This is a genomic window from Agrobacterium larrymoorei, assembly GCF_030819275.1.
Lineage (GTDB): Bacteria > Pseudomonadota > Alphaproteobacteria > Rhizobiales > Rhizobiaceae > Agrobacterium > Agrobacterium larrymoorei_B.
Window position 1 is genome coordinate 1279639 of the sequence record NZ_JAUTBL010000002.1, and the last position, 23287, is coordinate 1302925.

The window sequence follows — 23287 nt, forward strand, 5'->3', positions numbered from 1 at the left end:
GCGGCGCTCGATCCCGCCTATGGCGCTAGAAAGTCTAAGAGGCGCCAGGCGTCTGGCCTATCTTTGTTTGCCGATACGCATTCCAGCACTGCAAGCCCGGCGGTCGGGAAACCATGCGGTAGAGAGGCTTCCAGGATCTCGCGACCAAGCAGGGCCTCTGCAACAGCCTCCATTGTCGGATTATGTCCGACAAGCATAAGGGAAGAAACGTCGGCCTGTCCAAGTGCCAGATCGAGATAGGTTTTAGCCTGCGCGTTGTACATCTCGTCCAGATAGGAGGCCGAAATGGGCTCTTCGAATGACTGCAGCAAAATCCCTGTCGTTTCGCGGCACCGAATAGCGGCGGAGCTAAGAATGAGTTCGGGGCGATAATGTTTCTTTGATGCGGATTTACCGATGAATGCCGCCTCGGACTTTCCCTCTGCAGTTAGCCTTCTGTCGAAATCGCGTCCGCCGGGTTCGGCCCATCCAGCCTGGGCGTGACGCAAGAGATAAAGCCGGAAAGTCTGCTGTTGCGACGGCGCCATTCCGGAGCATCCTAATGCAATTAAAAAGGGAGAAGGTTGGTTTACAGGAGAACGAGGTCAACTCGCAAGAGCGGCTGTGAGCGATCAAGTCTAGACAAAGTGATCGAAGAAATAATCCGTGTTTTCGCAATAATGTATAAAAAATAGTCGTTTAGATGATTTTTGTGACAGATTTAAAAATGCCTAAAAACGAATCTCCAGGCTTGAATGGCTACACGGCATTGGAGTATACCGCCGCCATATGAGATGTTCTTCGAGGAGAATCGCGTTGAGTGAGAAGATCGATCTTAGTAACTATGTGCTCTCGGAAAACGACGAGTTCATGAATGCCAACCAGCGGGCTTATTTCAGAGCCAAGCTGATCGGTTGGAAAAACGACATTTTGCGAGAAGCGCGCGAGACACTCGGTCATCTTGCAGAAGAAAGCGCCAATCACCCTGATCTTGCGGACCGCGCCTCTTCCGAAACAGACAGAGCCATCGAACTTAGAGCTCGCGATCGGCAGCGCAAGCTGATCTCCAAGATCGATGCTGCTCTTCAACGGATCGAGGACGGCACCTACGGTTACTGCGAAGAGACCGGCGAACCGATCGGGATCAAGCGCCTGGATGCGCGCCCGATCGCGACGTTGTCGATCGAAGCGCAGGAGCGGCATGAGCGGCGCGAAAAAGTTTACCGCGACGAGTAATCCCCACTTGCGAATATGACTGATCGAAGGGCCGCCTCAGACATGAAGCGGCCTTTTTCGTATTCTCGAATCAAAATGCCCGCGACTGGCGCGGGCATTCGATTGACCGGTTTGATCAATATTACTCGATGACGACGTCGCCTTCGCGGTGGACACGGCTGGTGCCGACGCTACCGCCAAAGAGAGCAGCTACCGCACCGACAAGAAGCGCGCCGAAGGCAACATAAGAGGCAGTCGAAACGGCTGTCGCAGTTGCCTGGGCAGCTTCCGTCGCACGAACCTTGGCCTGCTCGACAGCCTGGCGATACTGGTTCTCATAGTCGGTCACCTGCTGACGGGCCTGATCGACCGGGATGTTCTGAGCGCGGGCGAGGGCGTCAGCAGCACGGTTGCGTGCATCTTCAGCCTGGGCCTGGTCGCCAGTCAGAACGCCGCGAACCGCACTGACGGCTGCATCGCGAAGAGCCTGCGGGTCGTTTCCACCGCTTGCTTCACGGATACGCTGTTCAACGCCCGCCAGCGGATCGGTCGTATTTGCGAGTGCCGGTGCAGCCGTGGTGGCGGCGGTTGCAATCGTCGAACCTGCTCCGGAGAAGACGCTCGTAACGCCGGTGAAAGCGCCGCCAATCAGAGCGCCAACCGAGGTCGTCAACAAATAGAAGACGATCAGCGTGGTGACAGCCCACGTGGTCAAGCCGTGAAGGGCGCCGGTGGAGCGAACAGCGCGACCGGAAAGGCGGCTGGCGACATAGCCACCGATGAAAGATGAGATGATACCGCTGGCAATGATCCAGATGACCGAGCCAGTAGAGAGCGACGTCGCCGATGGCGTGTCGTTATGCGCGGGATCAATCACGCCTGCGCCGATGGCGACGCCCAACAGGTTGAGGAGCAAATGAAGTGTCAGTGCAACCGCGACACCGGCAAAAACGCCACCCCAGGAAATACGTGTCAATGCTTCCGGCCACACCGCGCTGCGCGCGGCCACCGTCGATGTTGCATAGCGGGCCTGATCAACCATTTAGACTCTCCTAATAATCGCGCGAAGGTTGCGCAGCAGTCGAACGGCCTTTCAATCCGTTTGTTCCATCGCGCACTCGGTATCGCGGATTAAGCGAGGTGTCCTTTGGTTCAGCGGCTATGACTGTGGTTGTGATCGGCGGCCTGTTTGTCTAGAGCGTTTCCTTGTTAAATAGAAACGTTCTGCCGGAGCAGGTTTTCGTCAGGGCAAAGGCGATGGGCGAAGGGCATACCCAAAGGTACGGTCGAGCCGCCCCCCTTGATTTTGGCGCCTTTGAGCCTGGCGGAAAGATGCCCGGCCCTCCCGTCGCGCCGCTTCGCCGTGCGAAGCGATTAGCGCGCCGGGCGATTGAAGCTCTTGCAGATTTGCCAGCAAATCTGCGGGAGGGTTGGTTGAAACGGGCCACCTGCTTGCCCGGACGGCTTGGTCGTATGCTTTGGCTACGGCACGCGTCCTCCGGACAATCAGTCGATCCCGTTTGAACCAACAGAACCGTTTCTATTTAACAAGGAAACGCTCTAAGGACCGGTCCAATGGTTTTCTCAGGCGCCCAGCCGCATCCTGGATATATTGCCAGGCCACACGACCGGATCTGCCTCCACGCGTCGTCGCCCATTCCAGAGCCTCTCGGTGAAGAACGTCTCGGCTGAGACCAAGGTCGAAATGCTCCGCATAGCCGTCGATCATCGCCAGATAATCATCCTGGCTGCATTTATGGAAACCAAGCCAGAGCCCGAAGCGATCCGAAAGCGAGACTTTCTCCTCCACCGCCTCCGACGGGTTGATGGCGGTCGACTGCTCATTCTCCATCATATGGCGGGGAAGCAGATGGCGCCGGTTTGAGGTTGCGTAGAAGAGCACATTATCAGGACGGCCTTCGATGCCGCCATCGAGTGCTGCCTTCAAAGACTTATAGGCTGTGTCGTCATGGTCGAAGGAGAGATCGTCGCAGAAGAGAATAACCCTGTGCGGAGCGGCTTTCAGGATATCGAGGAGGGCAGGGAGGGTATGAATATCTTCGCGGTGCACTTCGACAAGCTTCAAGGATGCGCCGCTTGCCGCGCGCACGTCTTCGTGAACCGCCTTGACGAGCGAGGACTTACCCATGCCGCGCGCGCCCCAAAGCAATACATTGTTGGCAGCAAAACCTTCGGCGAAACGAAGCGTGTTCTCGTGCAATATATCTCTGACATGATCGACGCCGCGTATCAGTGTCAGAGCAATCCGGTTCGGACGGCGAACGGGCTGCAGCCATGAATTGGCAGGCGCCCAGACGAAACAATCGGCGCTTTCCCAGTCATTTGACGCTGGTGGAGGCCCCGCCAGCCGCTCCACGGCGTCCGCCAGACGGCGAAGTTCGAGAAGCAAAAGTGCGCTGGTTTCTTCTGACGTCATGATCAATGCTCCTTGTCGTCTTCCACGGCCGGGGGAAGCCAGTTCAATGCCGGAACATCCGTGGATTTTGCGCGGCGTAGCATGGCGTTTGGCGGCTCGAAAGAGTATGAGGCGTGGAAACGGTACGGGGGTCCAAGTCTTTCTGTTGCATTCTAGGGGATCGCAACTATATTCCGGCGGCTTGAAAGCTGGCCAGTGGCTTAGAACTGTGCCCGAAATCTGAGGAGTTTTTTATGTTCATTAGCCAAGCCTTTGCTCAGGATGCAGCAGGCGCACCGTCGGCTTTCGGGTCCGGCCTGGAGATGCTTTTCCTTTTCGCTCCCCTGATGGTTGTCTGGTATTTCTTCCTGATCCGCCCGCAGCGCGCGCAGATGAAGAAGCGTCAAGAGACGCTCACCAACATTCGTCGTGGCGATCAGGTCGTACTCGGCGGCGGCATTGTCGGCAAGGTTATCAAGGTTATCGACGATAACGAACTCGAAGTCGAAATCGCCGACGGCGTCAAGGTTCGCGCATCGCGCACCTATATTGCCGAGGTTCGTGTCAAGGGCGAGCCGGTCAAGACCGAAGCTCCCGCAAACGCGAAGTAACAATAAGCAGGCTGCGCATCGACGCGGCCTGGGTTTTTTAACCCAACCCTGACCGAGACCGAAATGCTTCATTTTTCCCGCTGGAAAACAGTCTTCATCTGGCTGATCGTGCTGATAAGCGCCGTCATCGCTTCCCCCAACCTGTTTACGGACAAGCAACTGGAGGGAATGCCGAACTGGTACAAGCATAACAAGGTGACGCTTGGTCTCGACCTTCAGGGCGGTTCCTACATCATGCTCAAGGTCGAGCGTTCCGATATCGTCAAGGAACGTCTCGAAACCATCGTTGGCGACGTCCGCGCCCAGTTGCGCGATGCCAACATCCGCTATTCGGGTCTGACCGGTAACGGCCAGCAGATCCAGGTTCGCATTACCGATCCGGCTCAGTATGAGGCGGCAAAGAATGCGCTGAAGGATCTGACACAGCCTGTCTCAGTCGGTACCCTGGTCGGCACCTCCGTGCATGAAGTAACAATGAGCGACGGCGGAGACAATCTTCTTCGCCTGAACCTCACGGACGAAGGCATTGATTATCGTCTGTCGTCCGCCGTTTCCCAGTCGATCGAAGTTGTGCGTCGCCGCGTGGATGAACTTGGTACGACCGAACCGCTGATCGTCCGCCAAGGCAATGACCGCATTATCGTTCAGGTCCCCGGCCTGCAGGATCCACAGCGCCTGAAGTCTTTGCTGAATCAGACGGCTAAGCTTTCCTTCCGCATGGTCGATACATCCATGCCGGTTCAGGAAGCGTTGAACGGGCGTCCACCGGCAACTGATGAAATCCTTTACTCGCAGGACGATCCACCGGTCCCTTATCTTGTTGAACGCCGTGCCTTGGTCTCGGGTGACAATCTTGTCGATGCGCAGGCAAGCTTTAATCAGCAGACCAACGAGCCGGTCGTTACGTTCCGCTTCGACAGCCGCGGCGCGCAGCGTTTCGCGCAGGCCACCCAACAGAATGTCGGCAAGCCTTTCGCCATCGTTCTCGACAATGCCGTCATCTCCGCCCCTGTGATCCGCGAGCCGATCGTCGGCGGTTCGGGCCAGATTTCGGGCAACTTTACCGTTCAAGGCGCAAACGACCTTGCCGTCCTGCTGCGCGCAGGTGCCCTGCCTGCAACATTGACCGTTGTGGAAGAGCGCACCGTTGGACCAAGCCTTGGTAGTGACTCCATCCATGCGGGTCTGACCGCCAGCGCCATCGGTGCAGCCGGCGTCGTCCTTTTCATGTTCATCTTCTACGGCTTCTTCGGCCTGCTGGCGAACATCGCTCTGGTCATCAACATCGTCATGCTGCTTGCGGTTCTCAGCATCATCGGCTCGACGCTCACCTTGCCGGGCATTGCCGGTATCGTCTTGACGATCGGTATGGCGGTGGACTCGAACGTTCTGATCTATGAGCGCATACGCGAGGAAGTCAAAGCCGGTAAACCGTTGATATCGTCACTCGAGAACGGCTTTACCCGCGCTTTCGCGACCATCATCGATGCCAACCTGACGACGTTCATCGTGGCTTCCGTGCTCTTCTATATGGGCACCGGTCCGGTCAAGGGCTTCGCGGTTACGCTCGCGGTCGGTATCGTTACCACCGTGTTCACGGCCTATACGCTGACAGCATGGCTGTTTGGCGCCTGGGTTCGCCGGGGGCCCGTCCGAAACATCTGCCGAAGGGTATCCGCACCGCCATGTTCGATGGCAAGGATATCCCTTTCATGAAGTACCGTCGCATCGTCTTCGGTATTACCGGCGTCATCATGCTGACCTGCCTTGGCGGCTTCATGACCAAGGGCCTGAACCTTGGCATCGACTTCCAAGGCGGCTCGATCATCGAGGTGCAGTCGAAAAGCGGCCCTGCCGATATCGCGGATATTCGCGAGCGCCTCAGCCAGTTGAACCTTGGAGAAATCCAGGCGCAAAGCTTCGGCTCTCCGGATGATGTGCTGATCCGCATCCAGGCGCAGGAGGGTGGCGAGAATGCAGAGCAATCGGCCATCACGTTGATCCGCGGCGAACTGCAGGATAAATACGACTTCCGCCGCGTGGAAGTCGTGGGACCGGCTGTTTCTGGCGATCTGACCGTCACCTCGACGATCGGCATTGCGCTCGCCATGATCGCGATCATGATCTATATCTGGTTCCGCTTCGAGTGGCAGTTTGCGCTCGGTGCGATCATCTCCATGGTGCACGACGTGGTCTTCACCATCGGCCTCTTCGTCTTCCTAGGCATCGAATTCAACCTCACCAGTATCGCGGCGATTTTGACCATCATCGGCTACTCGCTGAACGATACGGTTGTTATTTACGACCGAATTCGAGAGAACCTGCGGCGCTATAAGAAGATGCCGCTGTCCATGATCATCGACGTCTCGCTGAACCAGACGCTATCGCGCACGATCCTCACGGGTCTGACGGTCATGCTTGCACTGCTGTCGCTCTACCTCTTCGGTGGAGAGGTCATTCGCTCCTTCACCTTCGCCATGCTCTTTGGTGTCGGTATCGGCGTGTTCTCGTCGATCTACATCGCAGCTCCGGTTCTGATCGCCTTCAATCTGCGTCCGACCAGCACGGATGCCGACGATAAGGAAGATCAGAAGGCGAATACGATCACCGGCAAACCGGCAGTCTGATGGCTGGCGGAATAGAAATACGCCCGGCTCATTTTCCTGGCCGGGCGCCCATCGATGCCTATGGAAATGGCGGATTTCGCTTTGCCGAGATGTCGCATCGCGGTTCGCTTCTTTGCCTTCCTTCCGGTATTCACGGATGGAGCGTCAACGATCCCTTGCAGCTCTCGGTCGATGATTTCGCCAAGGTTCTGGAACAAGCCGCCGACATCGAGTTTCTGTTGATCGGCATGGGTGACTCGATGCGGGTCGTACCGAGAGAGTTGAAGGCAGCTTTGAAAGAGGCTGGCATTTCCGTCGATCCGATGAGCACGGGTGCTGCAGTCAGAACATACAACATCATGCTTTCGGAATCGCGGGCAGTGGCTGCCGCCTTGATTGCGGTCGAAGGCTGAAGAACGGTTATCGATGACAGACCTGCCGGCAGATAAGGGCGCATGCCTCGCGATGCTGCGTGACATGGATCGCGACAGATATCTCGCATGCCTTCTTGCGCCGGAAGACAAGCGCGGTGATCTAGCGGCGCTCTACGCTTTCAACGCCGAGATTGCCCGCATTCGCGATGTGGTGCGGGAGCCGCTTCCCGGCGAAGTGCGCATGCAATGGTGGCGCGATCTTCTGGAGGGAAATCCGCACGGAGACAGCATCGGCCATCCGGTTGCCGCAGCGCTCCTAAACGCGATCACCAATCATAATTTACCCCGGCAGACTTTGATCGACATGATCGAGGCGCGCATCTTCGATCTCTACGATGACGTGTTCGAGAACCGCAACGCTCTTGAGGGCTATGCGGGCGAGACGGCCTCTGCATTGATACAGCTCGCCAGCATCGTGCTTTCTCCGAATGATGCAGCGAGAAGCGCCGAGACCGCGGGCCATGCAGGCGTTGCCCAGGCCATGGCCGGCATGCTGCTTTTGATGCCGCTGCATCGCCGCCGCGGACAGGTCTATATCCCGCAGGACGTGTTGTCGGCGGCCGGGCTGAACCGCGAGAGTTTTCTGGAAGGCAAAGATCGTGAGAAGATCGGTGCGGCGATCGAAATATTCTGCGCCCACGCGCAAGATCACCTGAAAAAGGCGCGCCAGACTTCTCTTCCTCCCTCAGTCGTTCCAGCGTTCCTAACCGTGGCGCAGGTCGAGGCCGTGTTGAAGGCGGCGCATCGCGCAGGCGCGAACGTTCTTGAGAACGGTATCCAGCTTTCTCTGCTCCGTCGCCAGTGGCTGCTCGCCAAGTCCGCCTTTCTCAAGCGCTTTTGAGCGCGCTCCACGTCCACGCAAGCCTTGACTGCTAACTGGTTTGAAAAGCACGTATGGACGACAGCATCGACCTATGCGTAAGTTTGAGAAGTCAGAGCGTTTTCCTTATGTCCCGAAGGACTGATGACGCTCCAGGGAGTGACAGAGATGAGCCTTGCCATCTGGATCATCATCCTCGCGCTGTTAGGCGCGATTGCGGTCTATATCTGGCGCCTCAAGCGTTTCTCGGAAAGCGAAAGCAGTTATGATACGGGACAGGCCATTCTGGATTTTGCCCGCGCTTTCCCCAATGAGGCGATTCGCAGCCTGCATATGACCGCTGACGGCAATGCCGTCTTCGTTCGCCTGCATGACAACAAGGCTGGCTTCATGCGCAACATGGGCAAGCACAATGCCTGCATGATGCTGAACCCGGAGCGCATCACGGTCGAGCATCTGGAAAGTGGCGATGGTTTTGTCGTCACCTTTATCGACACGCCAAAATATAGCGGCGCCTATCGCTTCAAGACGATCGGCGAAGCCGCTGAAGTGTCTCTCTGGTTGCTTGGCAGCTATCTGGAGGCGGCAGATGCCGCGCCGGATCAGCTCAAAGAAGCCGACTCCAGCTCGTCTCCTTCCTCCGCGACCTGATCGAGAACCGGCGGCGAAACGCCAAGCCATGTCGCGCAATCTTTCAGCGCGCGGGCGCACATCAATTGCCGCTTCATGATGGTCTTGTCCTTGCCGCGGAAGCGCTTTACGCCTTCAGGCTTGACGATCGAGCCGGGTGCAAGATCCGGGAACAGACCGAAGTTGACATTCATCGGCTGGAATGATCGCTTGCCCGGCTCTTCATCGGTCGAAAGATGGCCGCCGGTGATATGGTTGAGAAGTGCGCCGAGCGCCGTTGTCGCAGGCGGCAGGCGGATCGGCTCGCCCTTATGCTCTGCACTGGCGAAACGTCCGGTGAGGAGCCCAATGGATGCACTCTCCACATAGCCTTCGCAGCCGGTGATCTGTCCAGCAAAACGGATATCCGGGCGGGACTTCAGCTTTAGCGACGGATCGAGCAGGCGCGGAGAATCGATATAGGTGTTGCGGTGAAGACCGCCGAGGCGTGCAAACTCTGCATTTTCCAGCCCCGGAATCATCCGGAAGACTTCCGCCTGCGCGCCGTATTTCAGCTTCGTTTGGAAACCGACCATATTGTAAAGTGTGCCGAGAGCATTGTCCTGACGCAACTGCACCACCGCATAGGGCTTGACGGTCGGGTTGTGCGCGTTGGTCAATCCCATCGGCTTCATGGGACCATGGCGAAGCGTTTCGCGTCCGCGCTCGGCCATGATCTCGATCGGTAGGCAGCCGTCGAAGTATGGCGTGCCTTCCCACTCCTTGAAGCCGACCGTGTCGCCAGCGATCAGCGCGTCGATGAAGGCATGATACTGCGTCTCATCCATCGGGCAGTTGATGTAGTCCTTACCATTGCCGCCAGGGCCGACCTTGTCGTAGCGGGACTGATACCAGCAGACATCCATGTTGATGCTATCGCGATGGACAATCGGTGCGATAGCGTCGAAGAAGGCGAGCGCATCTTCGCCGGTTTCCGCTTGAATGGCGGCAGCCAGTTCCGGCGCTGTGAGCGGCCCTGTGGCAATGATCGTGTTGCCCCATTCCTTCGGCGGAAGGCCCGCAACCACTTCGCGAACAATGGTTACGAGCGGATGCGCCTCAAGTTCAGCCGTCACCGCTTCAGAAAAGCCGTCACGATCCACTGCCAGAGCGCCGCCTGCCGGAACTTGATGCTTGTCGGCGCAGGCCATGATCAGCGACCCGGCCAGACGCATCTCCGCATGGATGACACCGACCGCGTTGGCCGTGGCATCGTCGGAACGGAATGAGTTGGAGCAGACGAGCTCTGCAAGCCCATCGCTCTTATGGGCATCGGTGCCGCGAACGCCGCGCATTTCGTGCAGGATGACGGGGATACCAGCCTGAGCGATTTGCCAAGCCGCCTCGGAGCCGGCAAGGCCGCCGCCAATAACGTGGATAGGAGAATTCGTCTTGTCTTGCATCGCGCGCTCACATCGTCAACCGGCACAAACGGGTGCTGAGGGTCGACCATCTTTCTTGATTGGCTTGGCCTCACTCTCAGGAGGCATTTGGCCGATGCAGTATCACGAGCGGTGCGGGCCGCCAAACTTTTTCGGCCACTTGCAAGCCTGCGCCGTCAGGGAGGTCGCTTCATGCGAAGATCGAGAGCAATCAGCGAGAATCAAAAAACGGCGCTCGTGGCGCCGTTTTTTTTGCCTGTCGCTCAGTCATCCGATGACTTGGGAGGTCAGCTCTTTCGGATGACCCTTTACGCTGATTAGCGGAACGAACGGGAGGCAACGTTACGGATGTCGTAACGTGTCAGGCCGATATCGCTGAGAGCCTGGTTGGAGAGGCTGCCGAGTTCGTTGAGCGTACGGCGATAGCTGATCCAGTTCTTTGCGATGCGAAGCGGGTTCATGGTGGTTTCCTCAATCTATGATGTGTTTGATCTTTGAATTCAGTCCGCCGGGCCGCTGGTCATCTGCGCTCTCGGCTGTTGAGTGGTATATACATATTCATAGCGATGACTTGGAGTGCAGATTTTGAGCGACTGCCATGCATTTGTGCAATGTGTCGTCTATTTTTGCATCTTGTGGGGAGATATGCGCATTATTTGAGCGGTGAGAATGTAGCGCGCCGCGGCACGTCCTATTGGGCGCGCAGGGGTTCGCCCGAGCATCATGCTTTTCAAAAACCTGCGCTGGTTTTGTGAGCTATGTCTTGGGAATGAGTTCGATTCTCAAGAGGCCGGGCAGGGGGCCGTATGCGCAAAAAGAAAAGGCCCGGAGCGGATGCTCAGGGCCTTTTGAGGGTAACACATCGGGCAGACAAAATATCGCCGGCCGGTGTTATTGATTTATTACATGCCGACTGCAGTACGAGCAACGCGACGAATGTCGGTGCGGCCAATGCCGAGATCGCTCAGTTCGCGATCGCTCATGCGGTCAAGTTCAGTTACGGTCTGACGATACTTGCGCCAGTTGTTCAGCGAGCGTGCAATGTTCATGGTCTTATCCTCGTTTCGGTTCGCCGGTTGCTTGGGATCAACCCGGCTTCGTTTTCTGAATTTGAATATAAGCGTTTCCTCGCGCTTCAAAAACAGACAAAGAAGGATGACACCTATGCATTGAACGCAGGGCACGGGCCGAATCGACGCCCACTTCTTTAACGAATGCATAATTTGGCAGCACTATCGGCTGTTTTTAGGGCTATTTTGAGCGAGAGGTCCGCTCCAAAGGTCTTTTCAATGGTTCGTCGAGGTCTTCAACAGCGCCAAAAGCCCTTCACCGACGCGCACGCTTGGTCGTGAGCGTAGTGATATGCATTTCATGAGGGCGCGAGGTTAAGGAGAGGGTTCTCCAGGAGAGTCGACTGAACGGCATGCCTCGTGATTCCTGCTCTGACCTCGCTTGTCATTGTCATAGAGGCCTTAAAACCCATGGAAATAGGGCTTGTAAGGCGTCATTTTTCCTTTGCGCTCCTGAAAACGGATGATATAGAGACGCCGCGCTCCGGAAGGCCTCATGTGCCAGATGTTGTTTATGCAGGATTTAAAGAGCGCGGGTATGGCGGAATTGGTAGACGCACCAGATTTAGGTTCTGGCGACGAGAGTTGTGGGGGTTCGAGTCCCTCTACCCGCACCACAAATCGCCGGGAGAGCTAGGCAGAACGTTTCGTTTTGCCCTTTCCCTGGCTCAGGCATAATTGCTCCGCAACGCGCCTGTGCATGCAAGTTTTATAGTCACGGCCGGTGAATTCAGATTCCGGCGCTGTGCTCGAAAGTAAACCGACGGCTGTCTGAGCACTGCCGCCATGATGTGAAGGTATGAAAATGCAGGTTATCGAAACGCTCGCTGAAGGGCTGAAGCGCGAAATCAAGGTCGTTATTCCGGCCGCCGACATGAAGGCTCGCCTTGACGAGCGCCTCGCTGAAGCCAAGGACAAGGTTCGTATCAACGGCTTCCGTCCAGGCAAGGTGCCTGCCGCCCATCTGAAGAAGATGTATGGCAAGTCGATCATGGCTGACCTCGTCAACGAACTGGTTCGCGAAAAGCCTTCCGAAATCATTTCCAGCCGTGGCGAAAAGTCTGCAACCCAGCCTTCCATCTCCATGACGGAAGATGAGAAGGAAGCCGACAAGATCCTCGCCGCCGAAACCGATTTCGAATTCAACATTGCCTACGAAGTCATTCCGGCAATCGAGCTGAAGTCGAATGACGGCATCAAGGTGACGCGCGAAGTCGTCGAAGTGACCGAAGACGAAGTCAACGAGCAGATCCTCAAGATTGCCGAAAGCGCCCGTAGCTACGAGACGAAAGAGGGCAAGGCCGCTGAAGGCGACCGCGTCACCATGAACTACCTCGGCAAGGTTGATGGCGTAGCCTTCGACGGCGGCGCTGCCGAAGATGCCGAACTGGTTATCGGTTCTGGCCGCTTCATCCCTGGCTTCGAAGACCAGCTCGTTGGCGTCAAGGCTGGCGACGAGAAGACCATCACCGTGACCTTCCCGACCGAATATCCGGCAGCTGAGCTGGCTGGCAAGGAAGCCACCTTCGACATCACCGTCAAGGAAGTTGCTGCTGCTGCCGACGTTGAAATCAACGACGAACTGGCAACCAAGCTCGGTCTCGAATCGGCTGAAAAGCTGAAGGAAATCGTTCGCGGCCAGATCGAAAGCCAGTACGGCAATGTGACCCGCCAGAAGGTGAAGCGTCAGATCCTCGACCAGCTGGACGAACTCTACAAGTTCGACACGCCTGCCGGTCTCGTCGACGCCGAGTTCGACAACATCTGGCGCCAGATCAACACCGATCTCGCACAGTCCGGCAAGACCTTCGCTGACGAAGACACGACCGAAGAAGAAGCGCGCGAAGAATATCGCAAGCTCGCTGAGCGCCGCGTTCGTCTCGGCCTCGTTCTCTCCGAAATCGGCGAGAAGGCTGGCGTTGAAGTCACCGAAGAAGAAATGCAGCGCGCGCTGTTCCAGCAGCTGCAGCAGTTCCCGGGCCAGCAGAAGGAAATCCTCGACTACTTCCGCAACACACCTGGCGCTTCCGCTTCGCTTCGCGCTCCGATCTTCGAAGAAAAGGTGATCGACAAGCTGCTGACCGAAGTTTCCGTCACCGACAAGACGGTTTCCAAGGAAGAGCTTCTGGCTGACGACGCCGAAGAAGGCGAAGAAACCAAGAAGAAGGCTCCGGCCAAGAAGAAGGCTGCAGCCAAGGCTGACGCTGCTGAAGGCGAAGAAGCTGCTCCGAAGAAGAAGGCCCCTGCCAAGAAGAAGGCAGCCGAAGGCGACGCAGAGTAATCTGCTCTTCTCATCATTTTTTAGGAAAGGCCGCGGCGAAAGCTGCGGCCTTTTCCGTTAGGAATGCCGAAAGACGTTTGCATTCACACCGAAAAGACATCCTGCCGTCATCGCAAGAGTGTATGAGCGACTTTTGCCGCACCCGCCAGCAGTGAGGGTCTTATGGGCGTTAAAAACTATCTCGTTGAAGGTGTGTCCTGTTCTGGCAAAACCTCTGTGGCAACGGAGCTTCAGCAACAAGGCCATCATGTCATTCATGGTGACAGAGAGCTTGCCTTATAAAGGTGATCCTGAGACCGGATCACCGTTGGAAGGGCAGTTGGATGGCGCGTGGATCATGGATGTATCTTTTGCTCACCGTCATCACCTTTGGTGTGTCGAGAAAGTAAAAGCTTTGATGGCTGATCAAAGCCATGCGATCACCTTTTTTTTGCGGCGGCGCTCGCAACGTTTCCACCTTCATTGGTCTGTTCGATGCCGTGTTCATCCTGCAACTCGACAGAACCACCTTGGATAAACGCCTTTTAATGAGACCAGAAGACGAGTTCGGTGGGAAAGCTGAGGAGCGGGCGTTTATCCTAGGGCTCCATGAGAACGGACAGGACGTTCCGAAGGGCGGCATCGAGATCAATGCGACTCAGCCAATTGGAGTGGTTGTTGCGGAGCTGTTATCCCACATCACGGTGCAGTCATTCCGGCATTTCCAATGGGCCAGCACGTCCACAACTGTGTTCTGAAGATCACAATGCAGTGCACAATGACTTTTTGCTGCGCCTGCTCTTGTTCATCTCCCGTTCATCTGGCACCCTTTGGGGGTGATTTGCCAGATGTGTTTGTGCATCGAGAGCGATCCGCCGCCAAATGCGGCTTGGCTTCAAGCCTTTAGTTTCATCTTCCTTTCGAGCGCGGGTGTCATGCCGCGCTTGTCGATCCGTGTCGCCCATAAGTGGGCGCGGGTCAGTCTGGCGCCCGGCGCCAGCAGAAATGAGTCCGGGTGATCTCCGTTTTCTGGATCGCCCAAGCCGAAACGAGACCTGCTGTTTTCCTCCCAAGCGCAGTCGGTCTTTTTAGAGCTTGAGGAAATAACATGTTGGTCAAGATAGTGGGCACCCTTGCTACTGCCTCGTTCATCCTTTTGTCGCCGGTACAGGTGAAGGCGCAGGAACGGGGGTTGATCTGGGCACCCACCAAAAATTCCGATCGCTCCTATTCGGCGCGGCTTGGTGCTAGGCTTCCGACGGAAACGCCGCTGCGCGCCGGTCTTGAAATGGGCATGAGCGCGTCTGAAGGTGGTGCGGTGGTGGACACGCCCGTGAAATTCTGGGGCGATATGACGCTCATGTCCACCAATCTACCGGGCGTGAGGATTGCAAGAGACATCGGTGTTCTGATGAACGCACTGACTGGCTCGAGCGCGGTGACGATGACGATGACGCAGAAGCGCGTGGCGACGGCCGATTTCGATGTGGAGTCGAACCGAAACGTGACGGTGCGCTATGACGGTCCCAGCCAGCAGTGGAATGGGCTCGACGTCTCGCAATCCTTGCGGCTGACCCGCTCTGCGACCGGCACGGCGTTCGTGCTGACAGGTGCGAGCCGCCATACATTCGAGGAGTTCAGCTCCAGTCTCGCGCTCGAACAGAAGCTTTCAGATAATCTGACGGTGACGGGCAGTTTCGATCGAGGGTTTGAAGATCGGTTCCGCCCGGCGGTGCATGCAAATTACAAGATCAGGTGGTGAAGCGGCTCACGTGGCCGCTTCGTTCCTGTTCTTGATGTCGCCCATGCGGTTCCATGCATCCAGCCCGGCAATTTTATAAGCCTCGGCAAGCGTCGGATAATTGAAGGTATTTTCCACGAAATACTCGACCGTCCCCTTAAGGTTCAGCACCGCTTGCCCGATGTGAACCAGCTCCGTCGCGCCCTCGCCAACAATATGCACGCCAAGAAGACGCCGTGTCTTCAAGGAGAAGATCAGCTTCAAAAGGCCGGTATCAAGCCCCATAATGTGCCCGCGCGACGTTTCCCGGAAGCGCGCAATACCACATTCGTAAGCAATGCCGCGCTCCTTCATTTCTTCTTCAGTCAGGCCGCAGGTCGAAATTTCTGGAACGGCATAGATGCCATAGGGGAAGTACTTCTGCGGCTCCATGGCAATTGCACCGACCGCGACGCGTGCTGCGATACGGCCTTGCTCCATGGAGGTAGAGGCAAGGCTTGGAAAGCCCACCACGTCGCCAGCGGCGAAGATGCCTGGAACAGAGGTTTCAAACGTCTCGGGATTGACCGAAAGACGGCCACGGCTGTCGGCTTCGAGGCCTGCGGCGGCAAGGTTCAGCGTGTCGGTCGCACCCATTCTGCCGGCGGCGAATAGCACCATTTCGGTAATGATCGTGCGGCCATTGTCGAGCTTGATCGAGACCTTGCCTTCCGGCGTGTGTTCCACCTTTTCCGCCTTTTGCCCCAGTAGCAGCTTCATGTTGCGGTCGCGCAGCTGATAGGTGAAATCTTCGACGATTTCCTTATCGATAAAGTCGAGCATCGTCGACTTGGGGTCGATCAGCGTAACAGCGGTGTCCAGTGCGCTGAAAATCGTTGCGTATTCAATGCCGATAACGCCCGCGCCGATCACCACCATCGAACGGGGCAGCTTTTCGATCTGCAGCAATTCATCGCTGTCGATGACGGTCTTTCCATCGAAGGGCATATAGTCTGGCCTGAAAGGCCGGGTACCGACGGCAAGCAGAATGCTCTTGCCCATCACATGCAGGACTTCGCCGTCATCCTTGGTGATCTGCAGCGTGTCTGGGGTGATGAAGCTCGCCTTGCCGCGAATATGTTGCACACGGTTACGGGCAAACTGATGCTCGAGCACTTCCACTTCATGATTGAGCGTGATCAGTAAGCGCTGGCGCAGATCCTCTGCGCTGATTTCCTGTTTGACGCGATAGGATTGGCCGTAAAAGCCACGCTCGCGCCAACCGGAAAGATTGAGCGCGGTCTCTCGCATCGTCTTGGATGGGATCGTACCGGTGTGGACGGATACGCCGCCGACGCGGCTGCCCTTTTCGATGACCAGAACCTTCTTGTCGAGCTTTGCCGCCTGAATGGCCGCGCGTCTGCCGGCGGGACCGCTGCCAACAACAATGAGATCGTATTGGTTCATGAAAAAGCCTCTGGACGTGAACCGGGATCAATGCCCGAATGTGTGAATATCCGATGTGCGGAATTGTCGCGAAAAGCGTGATGCTCTCAGCATGCGGAAATGATCTCCGCATCCGCACATCTGGATGTCATGAGACCGCAGAGTGCATTGCAACAAATGCCTGCGTCAATCTGTAGCGCAGAAATCTGACGGATTCGTAACCGGCACAGAAAAAGCCGCAAACAGGCTATCGATCAATCAGGACGCGGCGCCGTTGCTCTGCTGGCTGTGTAGTTGGTGCAGCTTCGCGATGTCTTCGCGCAATGCGGTAAGTTCGGCCAGGACCTTAAGATCGATCTTCTCGTGAAGAGAGAGAACTTCAAGCTCGGCCTTGAGATTGACCTCGTAATCCTTCGCAGCCTCAAAGCGATCGCGTTCTGCCTGCCGGTTCTGGGACATCATGATGATAGGCGCCTGGATGGCGGCCAGCATGGAAAGAATGAGATTGAGGAACACGAAGGGATAGGGGTCGAAGGCCGTCGTCGTCAGAACAACCGTATTGATGACTGCCCATACGGCCAGAAAGACCATGAAGCTGATGATGAAACCCCATGAGCCACCAACACGCGCGATGCTGTCCGCCAGCCGGGCGCCCACTGTGGATTCCTTGGAAAATTCGGCATTCGTATCGGTGGAAATCAGTTGCTTCTGATGCGCCACCTCAAGAATCCGCTTTTCGACCTCACCGATCTGTCGGGAGGATCGCTTGAAATGGGACAGGACGTAATCTGGAATGGCAGGCATGATTCATCTCCGGCAAGGCGTTGGCTGGAGATAAACGCAAGGGACCTGCAAGTTCAAACGAAATTGCAGCCCCGAAGGCGCGTTAACCGGATGGCGTGGTTTCGTGGATCCAGTTGAAGCCCGGAAAGAATCGCTCTTTGCCGAATTGATCGCCAAACATCATGTCGAACTGCAGCTGGCGATACTCGCTCAGCGCCGACGGCACAGTCGCGGGCGCGATCGACCAGTCAGGCACGGCTGACCCGTTTCGCTCCATCAGCATATGGCGGTCGATGACGGAATAGGACGCATGCACCTTGCCCAACACGCCGGTGTAGAAGGGATCGTCAAAACCCGCAGTCTTGAGGATGTGATAGGGCAATAGCGAGGGGCTGATCGTGCCGATCCGGTTTTGCAATCCGGCTTTGGAAGACCAGACAACCAGAGGCGTTTCATGCTCTTTCTTCATTGTGACAAGCGGTGCACGGCGTGTCGCCACCATGCCCGGCATGTAGCCGCTCTCAACGAAGGCTTGGCCAAGTGGTGGCAGATGATCGCCAAAAAGCACGATGACGGTTTCTCTCTCGCGGCCCTTCGCCCACGCTATGAGCTTCGCGAAGCTATCATCTGCTTCCGAAACGCCCTGGGCATAGGTGGCAAGCGCATCACGGGCATTGTCTGAGAGGTCGCCGCTGACGGAGACGGCTTTTTCAGCGTAGCGGTTCGCTTCATAGGGGCCATGTCCCTGAAGCGTGACCGCAAAAAGAAACTGCGGCTTTTCGGCAGCATCCACCGTCTGGATGATTTCATTCGTCAGCGCTTCATCCGAGGCGAAGGCGCCACGCTTTTCCATTGGCGGCAAGGTTTCTTCGGAGCGGAATTCTTCGAAGCCGAAATGCTTGTAGACCTCGCGACGATTCCAGAACCATTCCTGGAACGGATGGACGGCAATGGCGGAGTAGCCCTCCGAGCGGAAGAAGGTCGCAAGCGAGGGAACAGGGCGGCGTACATATTGCTGATAGGGAATGCTGCCATAGGGCAGGAAGGCATTGCTGAAGCCGGTCAGCGCTTCGAATTCCACATTGGCCGTCATGCCGCCAAACTCAGGCGAAAACACGTGGCCTGACTGCATGGCGCGGATGCGCGGCATCGGATCTTTCGAGAGCGTGACGTTCTCCAAACGTGTCGGATCCCAAAGCGACTCGCTCATGATCATGATGACATCGGGACGCTTGCTATGATTGACGGCGAAGGCGGAACTGTCGGACGGAATGTCCGCGATCGTCGCTTCGCCATAGCCATAGGGTGCCGTCACTTTCGCCATCGGAATATTGAAGGCGAAGGCCATGATGAAGCCGTTGTGACGATAGTTTTCCTTTTGATCCCACATCATCGGAATGATGTTGAGGCGATCCCTGATCCAGGAATAGCTTGAATATTCCATCATCGAGCCAAAGCCGACGAAGAGCGGAACGGCAAGCGCCAGCCGCCACATCCTTGCCTTGAAGGGCATGACCGGCATGGCATGACGCGAAAGACGCCACAGCATCACCATGCCAAAGGCGGCAAGGGCAAGAGCTGCTGCGAGCGCTATCGCAGTCAACGGTTGGGCTCTCAGCATGGCGGGCAAGAGCTGGAGAATCTGGCGCCCGAACAGCAGATCGGAGGGATAGAGCGGATCGGAGAGGTAAAGCTGTTTCTGGCTGGAAATGAACGCCGGGAGGATGAGCAGCGGAACGGCAACCAACAGCGACTGGTAATGACGCCCAAAGAGTGCGTCGAGCGCCATCAGGCCGACAACGACCGTGACGATCGTCGTGAGGCCAGGCCGTGCGGGCGACAACAGAAACGAGCCGACATCGTGCAACGTGCCGCGTGCGATCCACTCCATACAGACGACCAGGAGAACCGCTGCGAGAACGAGATTGATCAGCGTTTGGGCATCATTTGCAAAGCGGGCAGGGGAGCGTGTCCACGGTTTTGAAAGGACGAGCTTCATCCTTTCGGCAACCGTTGTTTTGGGCACCGATTTCGTCAAGTTGTACTCCGGCAGTCATGACGACAGGTGTGAATCACCTGTCATATAAGCGTCATCTAACTGTCACATACGTGCAATGAACGCGACATGAACTATGCAAAATTCACAGGTCTCAAAGATAACCATCGCGTGAGCCATCGATATTGCGCAGGCGCGTTCCGAAACCGTCTTGACTGGCCGTTGTTTTGCAACAGTTTTATCCGGCGCGTTGCAGAGTGAGAGCCGGCGCGATAATGAGGAAGGCATGAGCACAGAACAGACCATTCCCCACACGTTCCGGATCGCGGTCGGACAATTCAACCCGACCGTCGGAGATGTCGCAGGCAACCTTGCCAAAGCGCGCGAGGCAAGAGCGGATGCGGCGGCCCAGGGCGCCGACCTTCTTTTGCTGACGGAGCTTTTCATCTCTGGCTATCCGCCGGAGGATCTGGTTCTCAAACCGGCATTTCTAAAAGCCTGCCTCAAGGCGGTGGAAGATCTCGCGGCAGACACAGTCGATGGCGGGCCGGGCGTCATTATCGGTTTCCCGAGACAGGGAGAAAAGGGCAGGCATAATTCGGTTGCTCTGCTGGATGGCGGAAAGATCGTCGCACTGCGCGATAAGGTGGATCTGCCGAATTACGGCGAGTTTGATGAGAAGCGAGTCTTCAGCGAAGGCTCGATTTCCGGCCCCTATAATTTCAGGGGCATTCGCATCGGCATTCCGATTTGCGAGGAGATATGGAACGATTTCGGCGTCTGCGAGACACTGGCAGAGGCTGGCGCCGAGATATTGCTGGTGCCGAATGGGTCGCCCTATTACCGCGGCAAGGTCGATGTCCGTCATCAGGTCGCACTCCGCCAGGTCATTGAAAGCGGTCTGCCTCTGGTCTTCGTCAATCAGCTCGGCGGTCAAGATGAGCTGGTGTTTGACGGCGCGAGCTTCGGTTTCAATGCCGACAAGACGCTTGCCTTCCAGATGAGCCAGTTCGAAGCCACGCTGGCAGTCACCGACTGGAAACGCACGGAGAATGGCTGGCACTGCAGCCACGGTCCGGTGTCGCATATTCCAGAAGGCGAGGAGGCCGATTATCGCGCCTGCATGCTGGGCTTCCGTGATTACGTCAACAAGAATGGCTTCAAGAGCGTGGTTCTCGGCCTTTCCGGCGGTATCGACTCGGCCATCTGCGCCGCGATCGCGGTCGATGCGCTGGGCGAGGAGCGGGTGCGCTGTATCATGCTGCCCTACCGCTACACCTCGGAAGAATCGCTGAAGGATGCTGCCGATTGCGCCAAGGCGCTTGGCTGCCGTTATGACATCGTTCCGATTGCCGAACCTGTCGATGGCTTCATGTCGGCACTATCGGATCTGTTCGAAGGAACGGAAGAGGGCATCACCGAGGAAAACCTGCAGAGCCGTGCTCGCGGTACGATCCTGATGGGCGTCTCCAACAAGTTCGGCTCGATGGTGGTGACGACCGGCAACAAATCGGAGATGTCCGTCGGCTATGCGACGCTCTACGGTGACATGAATGGCGGCTTCAACCCCATCAAGGACCTCTATAAGATGCAGGTCTATGCCATCTCCAGATGGCGCAACGCCCACGTGCCGCCTGGCGCGCTTGGACCTTCGGGCGAAGTCATCCCGGCCAACATCATTTCCAAGGCACCCTCTGCCGAGTTGCGTCCCAACCAAACCGACCAGGACTCGCTGCCACCCTATCCGGTTCTCGACGATATTCTCGAGTGCCTGGTGGAGCAGGAAATGTCCGTCGATGAGATCGTGGCCCGCGGTCACGATCTCGCGACGGTCCACCGCATCGAGCATCTGCTCTATCTCGCCGAATATAAGCGCCGCCAGTCCGCGCCAGGCGTGAAGATCACCAAGAAAAACTTCGGTCGCGATCGCCGATATCCGATCACCAATCGGTTCCGCGACAGGTAGCCCCGACTGGTCCAAGGGCAATCGCGACGGGAGGAACGATGCGAAGTTCAGTCGAGATATTCAATGTCCGCACCCGCGAGAACCGCGTGGTCTGGCAGACAAAAAAGCTGTTCGAAGCCCCGAACTGGTCTCCGGACGGGCAGTATCTGTTGCTGAACAGCGATGGGGCCCTCTACCGTCTGTCTCTTGCCCGAGACATCTCGGTCGATAAGGTAGACACCGGCTTTGCCGTCCAGTGCAACAACGACCACGGCATCTCGCCGGACGGTTCAGTTTATGCCATTTCCGATAAGGTCGAATTCGGCAAGAGCGCCATCTATCTAATTCCAGCTACCGGCGGCACGCCAAAACTGATGACGAGGAATCTTCCGTCCTACTGGCATGGCTGGGCGCCGGACGGCAGAAGCTTCGCCTATTGCGGGATCAGAGATCAGGTTTTCGATATCTATGCCATGGACATCGAGACCGGCACCGAAATACGCCTGACCCATGGCGAGGGGCGAAATGACGGCCCGGATTATTCAGCCGATGGTCAGTGGATCTACTTCAACTCCAGCCGCACCGGGCAGATGCAGATTTGGCGGGTGAGGCCGGATGGATCGGATGTGGAGCGCATCACCGATAGCCAATATGGCGACTGGTTTCCGCATCCCTCGCCCAAGGGAGAAAAGGTCGTATTCATCTCTTACGACGGCGACGTCTTCGACCATCCGCGTGACCTCAATGTTCGGGTGCGATTGATGGACCCCGATGGCGGCAATGTCGAAACGCTCTTCGGTCTCTTCGGCGGGCAGGGGACGATGAACTCGCCCAACTGGTCACCGGACGGTGACGAATTCGCCTATGTGCGATATTTTCCGGTTGGATAGACCTGCGGCGCTTGCCTTCCGATCGGCAATTGCCCATACGCAACGTCGTCAGGTGCCTGCTTTGGCAGGAGAATCGGGAATGCGGTGCAAGACCGCAACGTGCCCAACGCTGTAAGGTGGATGCCTGTTGCCATAAGCCACTGAGCAATCGGGAAGGCGGCAACCGGCAGAAGAAGCCAAGTCAGAAGACCGGCCTGACACGATAGACCAGTCCGCGCGGACGGCGGCAGGTTGTGAGGAAGAACGGTGTGCAGTGCCCCGATTGGCGTGCTCATGCGGTTTCTTCTGCATTGTTTGGGATTGACGATGCGACCTGATGATACCCGGCACGGCCTGATGCCGGCCTTGGAATTTGCTGAAGATGAAAAGGCTGCGGTCTACCGCGCCATCGAGACACGTCGCGATGTTCGCAACGAGTTTCTGCCGAACCCGCTCTCGGATGAGCTGATCAACAAGCTGCTTTCCGCAGCCCACGCCGCGCCCTCGGTGGGCTTTATGCAGCCGTGGAATTTTACCCTCGTCAGCGATACAGACATCAAAGATGCCGCATGGCAGGCTTTCAGCCGCGCCAATGAGGAGGCCGCTTTGATGTTCCCGGACGAAAAGCAGTCGCTCTATCGAAGCCTCAAGCTGGAGGGCATCAGAAAGGCGCCGCTCTCCATCTGCGTCACATGCGACACCACAAGAGGTGGCGATGTCGTGTTGGGGCGAACGCACAATCCGCGTATGGATGTCTACTCCACTGTCTGCGCAGTTCAGAACCTTTGGTTGGCGGCACTTGCTGAAGGTGTGGGCGTCGGCTGGGTCAGCATCTTTCATGATGAGGATATCCGAAAGATCCTGGCTATCCCGGAGCATATCGAAATCGTCGCATGGCTGTGCGTCGGCTATGTTGCTGAACTCTACGCCGAGCCTGAGTTAGCGGTGAAGGGTTGGCGTCAACGCCTGCCGCTGGACGAACTGATTTTCAAAGACCGGTGGGGTGCCAAGTAGCGAAGGGGCCATCTTGTCGGTGGGCGTATCAGTCAGCCAAAATCCACTTGCC

General features: G+C 56.9%; 19 protein-coding genes, 1 tRNA gene, 2 pseudogenes and 1 riboswitch. Of the genes and pseudogenes, 13 read left to right on the top strand and 9 right to left on the bottom strand.

The window, feature by feature from the left end:
* Positions 1-17: 17 nt before the first annotated feature.
* A complete protein-coding gene (locus QE408_RS14845) occupies positions 18-527 on the bottom strand; it encodes a SixA phosphatase family protein (protein ID WP_306932425.1) in 510 nt (169 codons plus the stop codon).
* 268 nt (positions 528-795) lie between these two features.
* Here QE408_RS14845 and dksA point away from each other — a divergent pair, with 268 nt between their 5' ends.
* Entirely contained in the window at positions 796-1215 is a 420-nt protein-coding gene (gene dksA, locus QE408_RS14850; protein ID WP_062425454.1) for an RNA polymerase-binding protein DksA, read from the top strand.
* Between the two features lie 121 nt (positions 1216-1336).
* Here the strand turns inward: dksA and QE408_RS14855 are convergent, their stop codons facing one another.
* Together QE408_RS14855 and QE408_RS14860 are read right to left on the bottom strand one after the other, a co-directional pair.
* Positions 1337-2236: a PhnA-like protein gene (locus tag QE408_RS14855; RefSeq protein WP_306932428.1), complete on the bottom strand. Its 900-nt coding sequence runs from the start codon at positions 2234-2236 to the stop codon at positions 1337-1339.
* A gap of 498 nt (positions 2237-2734) precedes the next feature.
* Positions 2735-3631, bottom strand: coding sequence for an ATP-binding protein (locus QE408_RS14860; RefSeq protein ID WP_306932430.1), 897 nt, complete (start codon positions 3629-3631; stop codon positions 2735-2737).
* Positions 3632-3864: 233 nt separating this feature from the next.
* On the opposite strand from QE408_RS14860, the gene yajC reads away from it, so the two are divergent.
* The 5 genes and pseudogenes from yajC (at position 3865) to QE408_RS14885 (ending at position 8732) form a co-directional block, all read left to right on the top strand.
* On the top strand, positions 3865-4221 hold the full coding sequence (yajC, locus tag QE408_RS14865) for a preprotein translocase subunit YajC (protein ID WP_306932432.1): 357 nt from the start codon (positions 3865-3867) through the stop codon (positions 4219-4221).
* Between the two features lie 63 nt (positions 4222-4284).
* Positions 4285-6848 (top strand): annotated as a pseudogene (gene secDF, locus QE408_RS14870) (protein translocase subunit SecDF).
* Positions 6848-7240: an Mth938-like domain-containing protein gene (locus QE408_RS14875; protein ID WP_306932434.1), complete on the top strand. Its 393-nt coding sequence runs from the start codon at positions 6848-6850 to the stop codon at positions 7238-7240. The pseudogene secDF and the gene QE408_RS14875 overlap by 1 nt, the downstream one beginning before the upstream one ends.
* A 13-nt stretch (positions 7241-7253) precedes the next feature.
* The gene (locus tag QE408_RS14880; RefSeq protein ID WP_306932436.1) at positions 7254-8102 is read left to right on the top strand and encodes a phytoene/squalene synthase family protein; all 849 of its coding nucleotides are present in this window, start codon (positions 7254-7256) and stop codon (positions 8100-8102) included.
* Positions 8103-8249: 147 nt separating this feature from the next.
* Positions 8250-8732 carry a hypothetical protein gene (locus QE408_RS14885; RefSeq protein ID WP_306932438.1) on the top strand — a complete coding sequence of 161 codons (483 nt, stop codon included), beginning with the start codon at positions 8250-8252 and terminating at the stop codon, positions 8730-8732.
* On the opposite strand, the gene trmFO is transcribed toward QE408_RS14885, so the two are convergent.
* From trmFO to QE408_RS14900, 3 genes are all read right to left on the bottom strand, one after another.
* Positions 8684-10153, bottom strand: coding sequence for a methylenetetrahydrofolate--tRNA-(uracil(54)-C(5))-methyltransferase (FADH(2)-oxidizing) TrmFO (gene trmFO / locus QE408_RS14890; RefSeq protein ID WP_306932440.1), 1470 nt, complete (start codon positions 10151-10153; stop codon positions 8684-8686). The two genes, QE408_RS14885 and trmFO, sit on opposite strands and share 49 nt — an antisense overlap.
* 296 nt (positions 10154-10449) lie before the next feature.
* Positions 10450-10593, bottom strand: coding sequence for a DUF1127 domain-containing protein (locus tag QE408_RS14895; RefSeq protein ID WP_082447266.1), 144 nt, complete (start codon positions 10591-10593; stop codon positions 10450-10452).
* A 441-nt stretch (positions 10594-11034) separates the two neighbouring features.
* Positions 11035-11181, bottom strand: coding sequence for a DUF1127 domain-containing protein (locus QE408_RS14900; protein ID WP_082447210.1), 147 nt, complete (start codon positions 11179-11181; stop codon positions 11035-11037).
* A gap of 553 nt (positions 11182-11734) precedes the next feature.
* On the opposite strand from QE408_RS14900, the gene QE408_RS14905 reads away from it, so the two are divergent.
* From QE408_RS14905 to QE408_RS14920, 4 genes and pseudogenes are all read left to right on the top strand, one after another.
* Positions 11735-11819, top strand: a tRNA-Leu gene (locus QE408_RS14905).
* A 188-nt stretch (positions 11820-12007) separates the two neighbouring features.
* Positions 12008-13483 carry a trigger factor gene (tig, locus tag QE408_RS14910; RefSeq protein ID WP_306932444.1) on the top strand — a complete coding sequence of 492 codons (1476 nt, stop codon included), beginning with the start codon at positions 12008-12010 and terminating at the stop codon, positions 13481-13483.
* A gap of 162 nt (positions 13484-13645) precedes the next feature.
* Positions 13646-14220, top strand: a pseudogene (locus QE408_RS14915) (nucleoside kinase).
* Positions 14221-14570: 350 nt separating this feature from the next.
* Positions 14571-15224: a hypothetical protein gene (locus QE408_RS14920; protein WP_306932446.1), complete on the top strand. Its 654-nt coding sequence runs from the start codon at positions 14571-14573 to the stop codon at positions 15222-15224.
* Positions 15225-15230: 6 nt separating this feature from the next.
* On the opposite strand, the gene sthA is transcribed toward QE408_RS14920, so the two are convergent.
* From sthA to QE408_RS14935, 3 genes are all read right to left on the bottom strand, one after another.
* Positions 15231-16649, bottom strand: a complete 1419-nt coding sequence (gene sthA / locus QE408_RS14925; protein WP_306932448.1) for a Si-specific NAD(P)(+) transhydrogenase — start codon at positions 16647-16649, stop codon at positions 15231-15233.
* 237 nt (positions 16650-16886) lie between these two features.
* Positions 16887-17432, bottom strand: a complete 546-nt coding sequence (locus QE408_RS14930) for a DUF1003 domain-containing protein (protein ID WP_306932450.1) — start codon at positions 17430-17432, stop codon at positions 16887-16889.
* Between the two features lie 82 nt (positions 17433-17514).
* Positions 17515-19410, bottom strand: a complete 1896-nt coding sequence (locus QE408_RS14935; RefSeq protein WP_306934815.1) for an LTA synthase family protein — start codon at positions 19408-19410, stop codon at positions 17515-17517.
* A gap of 283 nt (positions 19411-19693) precedes the next feature.
* Between QE408_RS14935 and QE408_RS14940 the strand changes: the two genes are divergently transcribed.
* From QE408_RS14940 to bluB, 3 genes are all read left to right on the top strand, one after another.
* Positions 19694-21373: an NAD+ synthase gene (locus QE408_RS14940; protein WP_306932451.1), complete on the top strand. Its 1680-nt coding sequence runs from the start codon at positions 19694-19696 to the stop codon at positions 21371-21373.
* Positions 21374-21411: 38 nt separating this feature from the next.
* Complete coding sequence (locus tag QE408_RS14945) at positions 21412-22242, top strand: TolB family protein (protein WP_306932453.1); 831 nt, start codon at positions 21412-21414, stop codon at positions 22240-22242.
* A 33-nt stretch (positions 22243-22275) separates the two neighbouring features.
* Positions 22276-22454: riboswitch (cobalamin riboswitch) on the top strand.
* Positions 22455-22548: 94 nt separating this feature from the next.
* Complete coding sequence (gene bluB, locus QE408_RS14950) at positions 22549-23235, top strand: 5,6-dimethylbenzimidazole synthase (RefSeq protein WP_306932455.1); 687 nt, start codon at positions 22549-22551, stop codon at positions 23233-23235.
* Positions 23236-23287 lie beyond the last annotated feature (52 nt).

What these genes read in the sequence shown, in the direction of transcription:
- QE408_RS14845 (WP_306932425.1), bottom strand. Translation starts at nt 527, where the DNA reads ATGGCGCCGTCGCAACAGCAGACTTTCCGGCTTTATCTCTTGCGTCAC.
- QE408_RS14855 (WP_306932428.1), bottom strand. Translation starts at nt 2,236, where the DNA reads ATGGTTGATCAGGCCCGCTATGCAACATCGACGGTGGCCGCGCGCAGC.
- QE408_RS14860 (WP_306932430.1), bottom strand. Translation starts at nt 3,631, where the DNA reads ATGACGTCAGAAGAAACCAGCGCACTTTTGCTTCTCGAACTTCGCCGT.
- yajC (WP_306932432.1), top strand. Translation starts at nt 3,865, where the DNA reads ATGTTCATTAGCCAAGCCTTTGCTCAGGATGCAGCAGGCGCACCGTCG.
- QE408_RS14875 (WP_306932434.1), top strand. Translation starts at nt 6,848, where the DNA reads ATGGCTGGCGGAATAGAAATACGCCCGGCTCATTTTCCTGGCCGGGCG.
- QE408_RS14880 (WP_306932436.1), top strand. Translation starts at nt 7,254, where the DNA reads ATGACAGACCTGCCGGCAGATAAGGGCGCATGCCTCGCGATGCTGCGT.
- QE408_RS14885 (WP_306932438.1), top strand. Translation starts at nt 8,250, where the DNA reads ATGAGCCTTGCCATCTGGATCATCATCCTCGCGCTGTTAGGCGCGATT.
- trmFO (WP_306932440.1), bottom strand. Translation starts at nt 10,153, where the DNA reads ATGCAAGACAAGACGAATTCTCCTATCCACGTTATTGGCGGCGGCCTT.
- QE408_RS14895 (WP_082447266.1), bottom strand. Translation starts at nt 10,593, where the DNA reads ATGAACCCGCTTCGCATCGCAAAGAACTGGATCAGCTATCGCCGTACG.
- QE408_RS14900 (WP_082447210.1), bottom strand. Translation starts at nt 11,181, where the DNA reads ATGAACATTGCACGCTCGCTGAACAACTGGCGCAAGTATCGTCAGACC.
- tig (WP_306932444.1), top strand. Translation starts at nt 12,008, where the DNA reads ATGCAGGTTATCGAAACGCTCGCTGAAGGGCTGAAGCGCGAAATCAAG.
- QE408_RS14920 (WP_306932446.1), top strand. Translation starts at nt 14,571, where the DNA reads ATGTTGGTCAAGATAGTGGGCACCCTTGCTACTGCCTCGTTCATCCTT.
- sthA (WP_306932448.1), bottom strand. Translation starts at nt 16,649, where the DNA reads ATGAACCAATACGATCTCATTGTTGTTGGCAGCGGTCCCGCCGGCAGA.
- QE408_RS14930 (WP_306932450.1), bottom strand. Translation starts at nt 17,432, where the DNA reads ATGCCTGCCATTCCAGATTACGTCCTGTCCCATTTCAAGCGATCCTCC.
- QE408_RS14935 (WP_306934815.1), bottom strand. Translation starts at nt 19,410, where the DNA reads ATGAAGCTCGTCCTTTCAAAACCGTGGACACGCTCCCCTGCCCGCTTT.
- QE408_RS14940 (WP_306932451.1), top strand. Translation starts at nt 19,694, where the DNA reads ATGAGCACAGAACAGACCATTCCCCACACGTTCCGGATCGCGGTCGGA.
- QE408_RS14945 (WP_306932453.1), top strand. Translation starts at nt 21,412, where the DNA reads ATGCGAAGTTCAGTCGAGATATTCAATGTCCGCACCCGCGAGAACCGC.
- bluB (WP_306932455.1), top strand. Translation starts at nt 22,549, where the DNA reads ATGCGACCTGATGATACCCGGCACGGCCTGATGCCGGCCTTGGAATTT.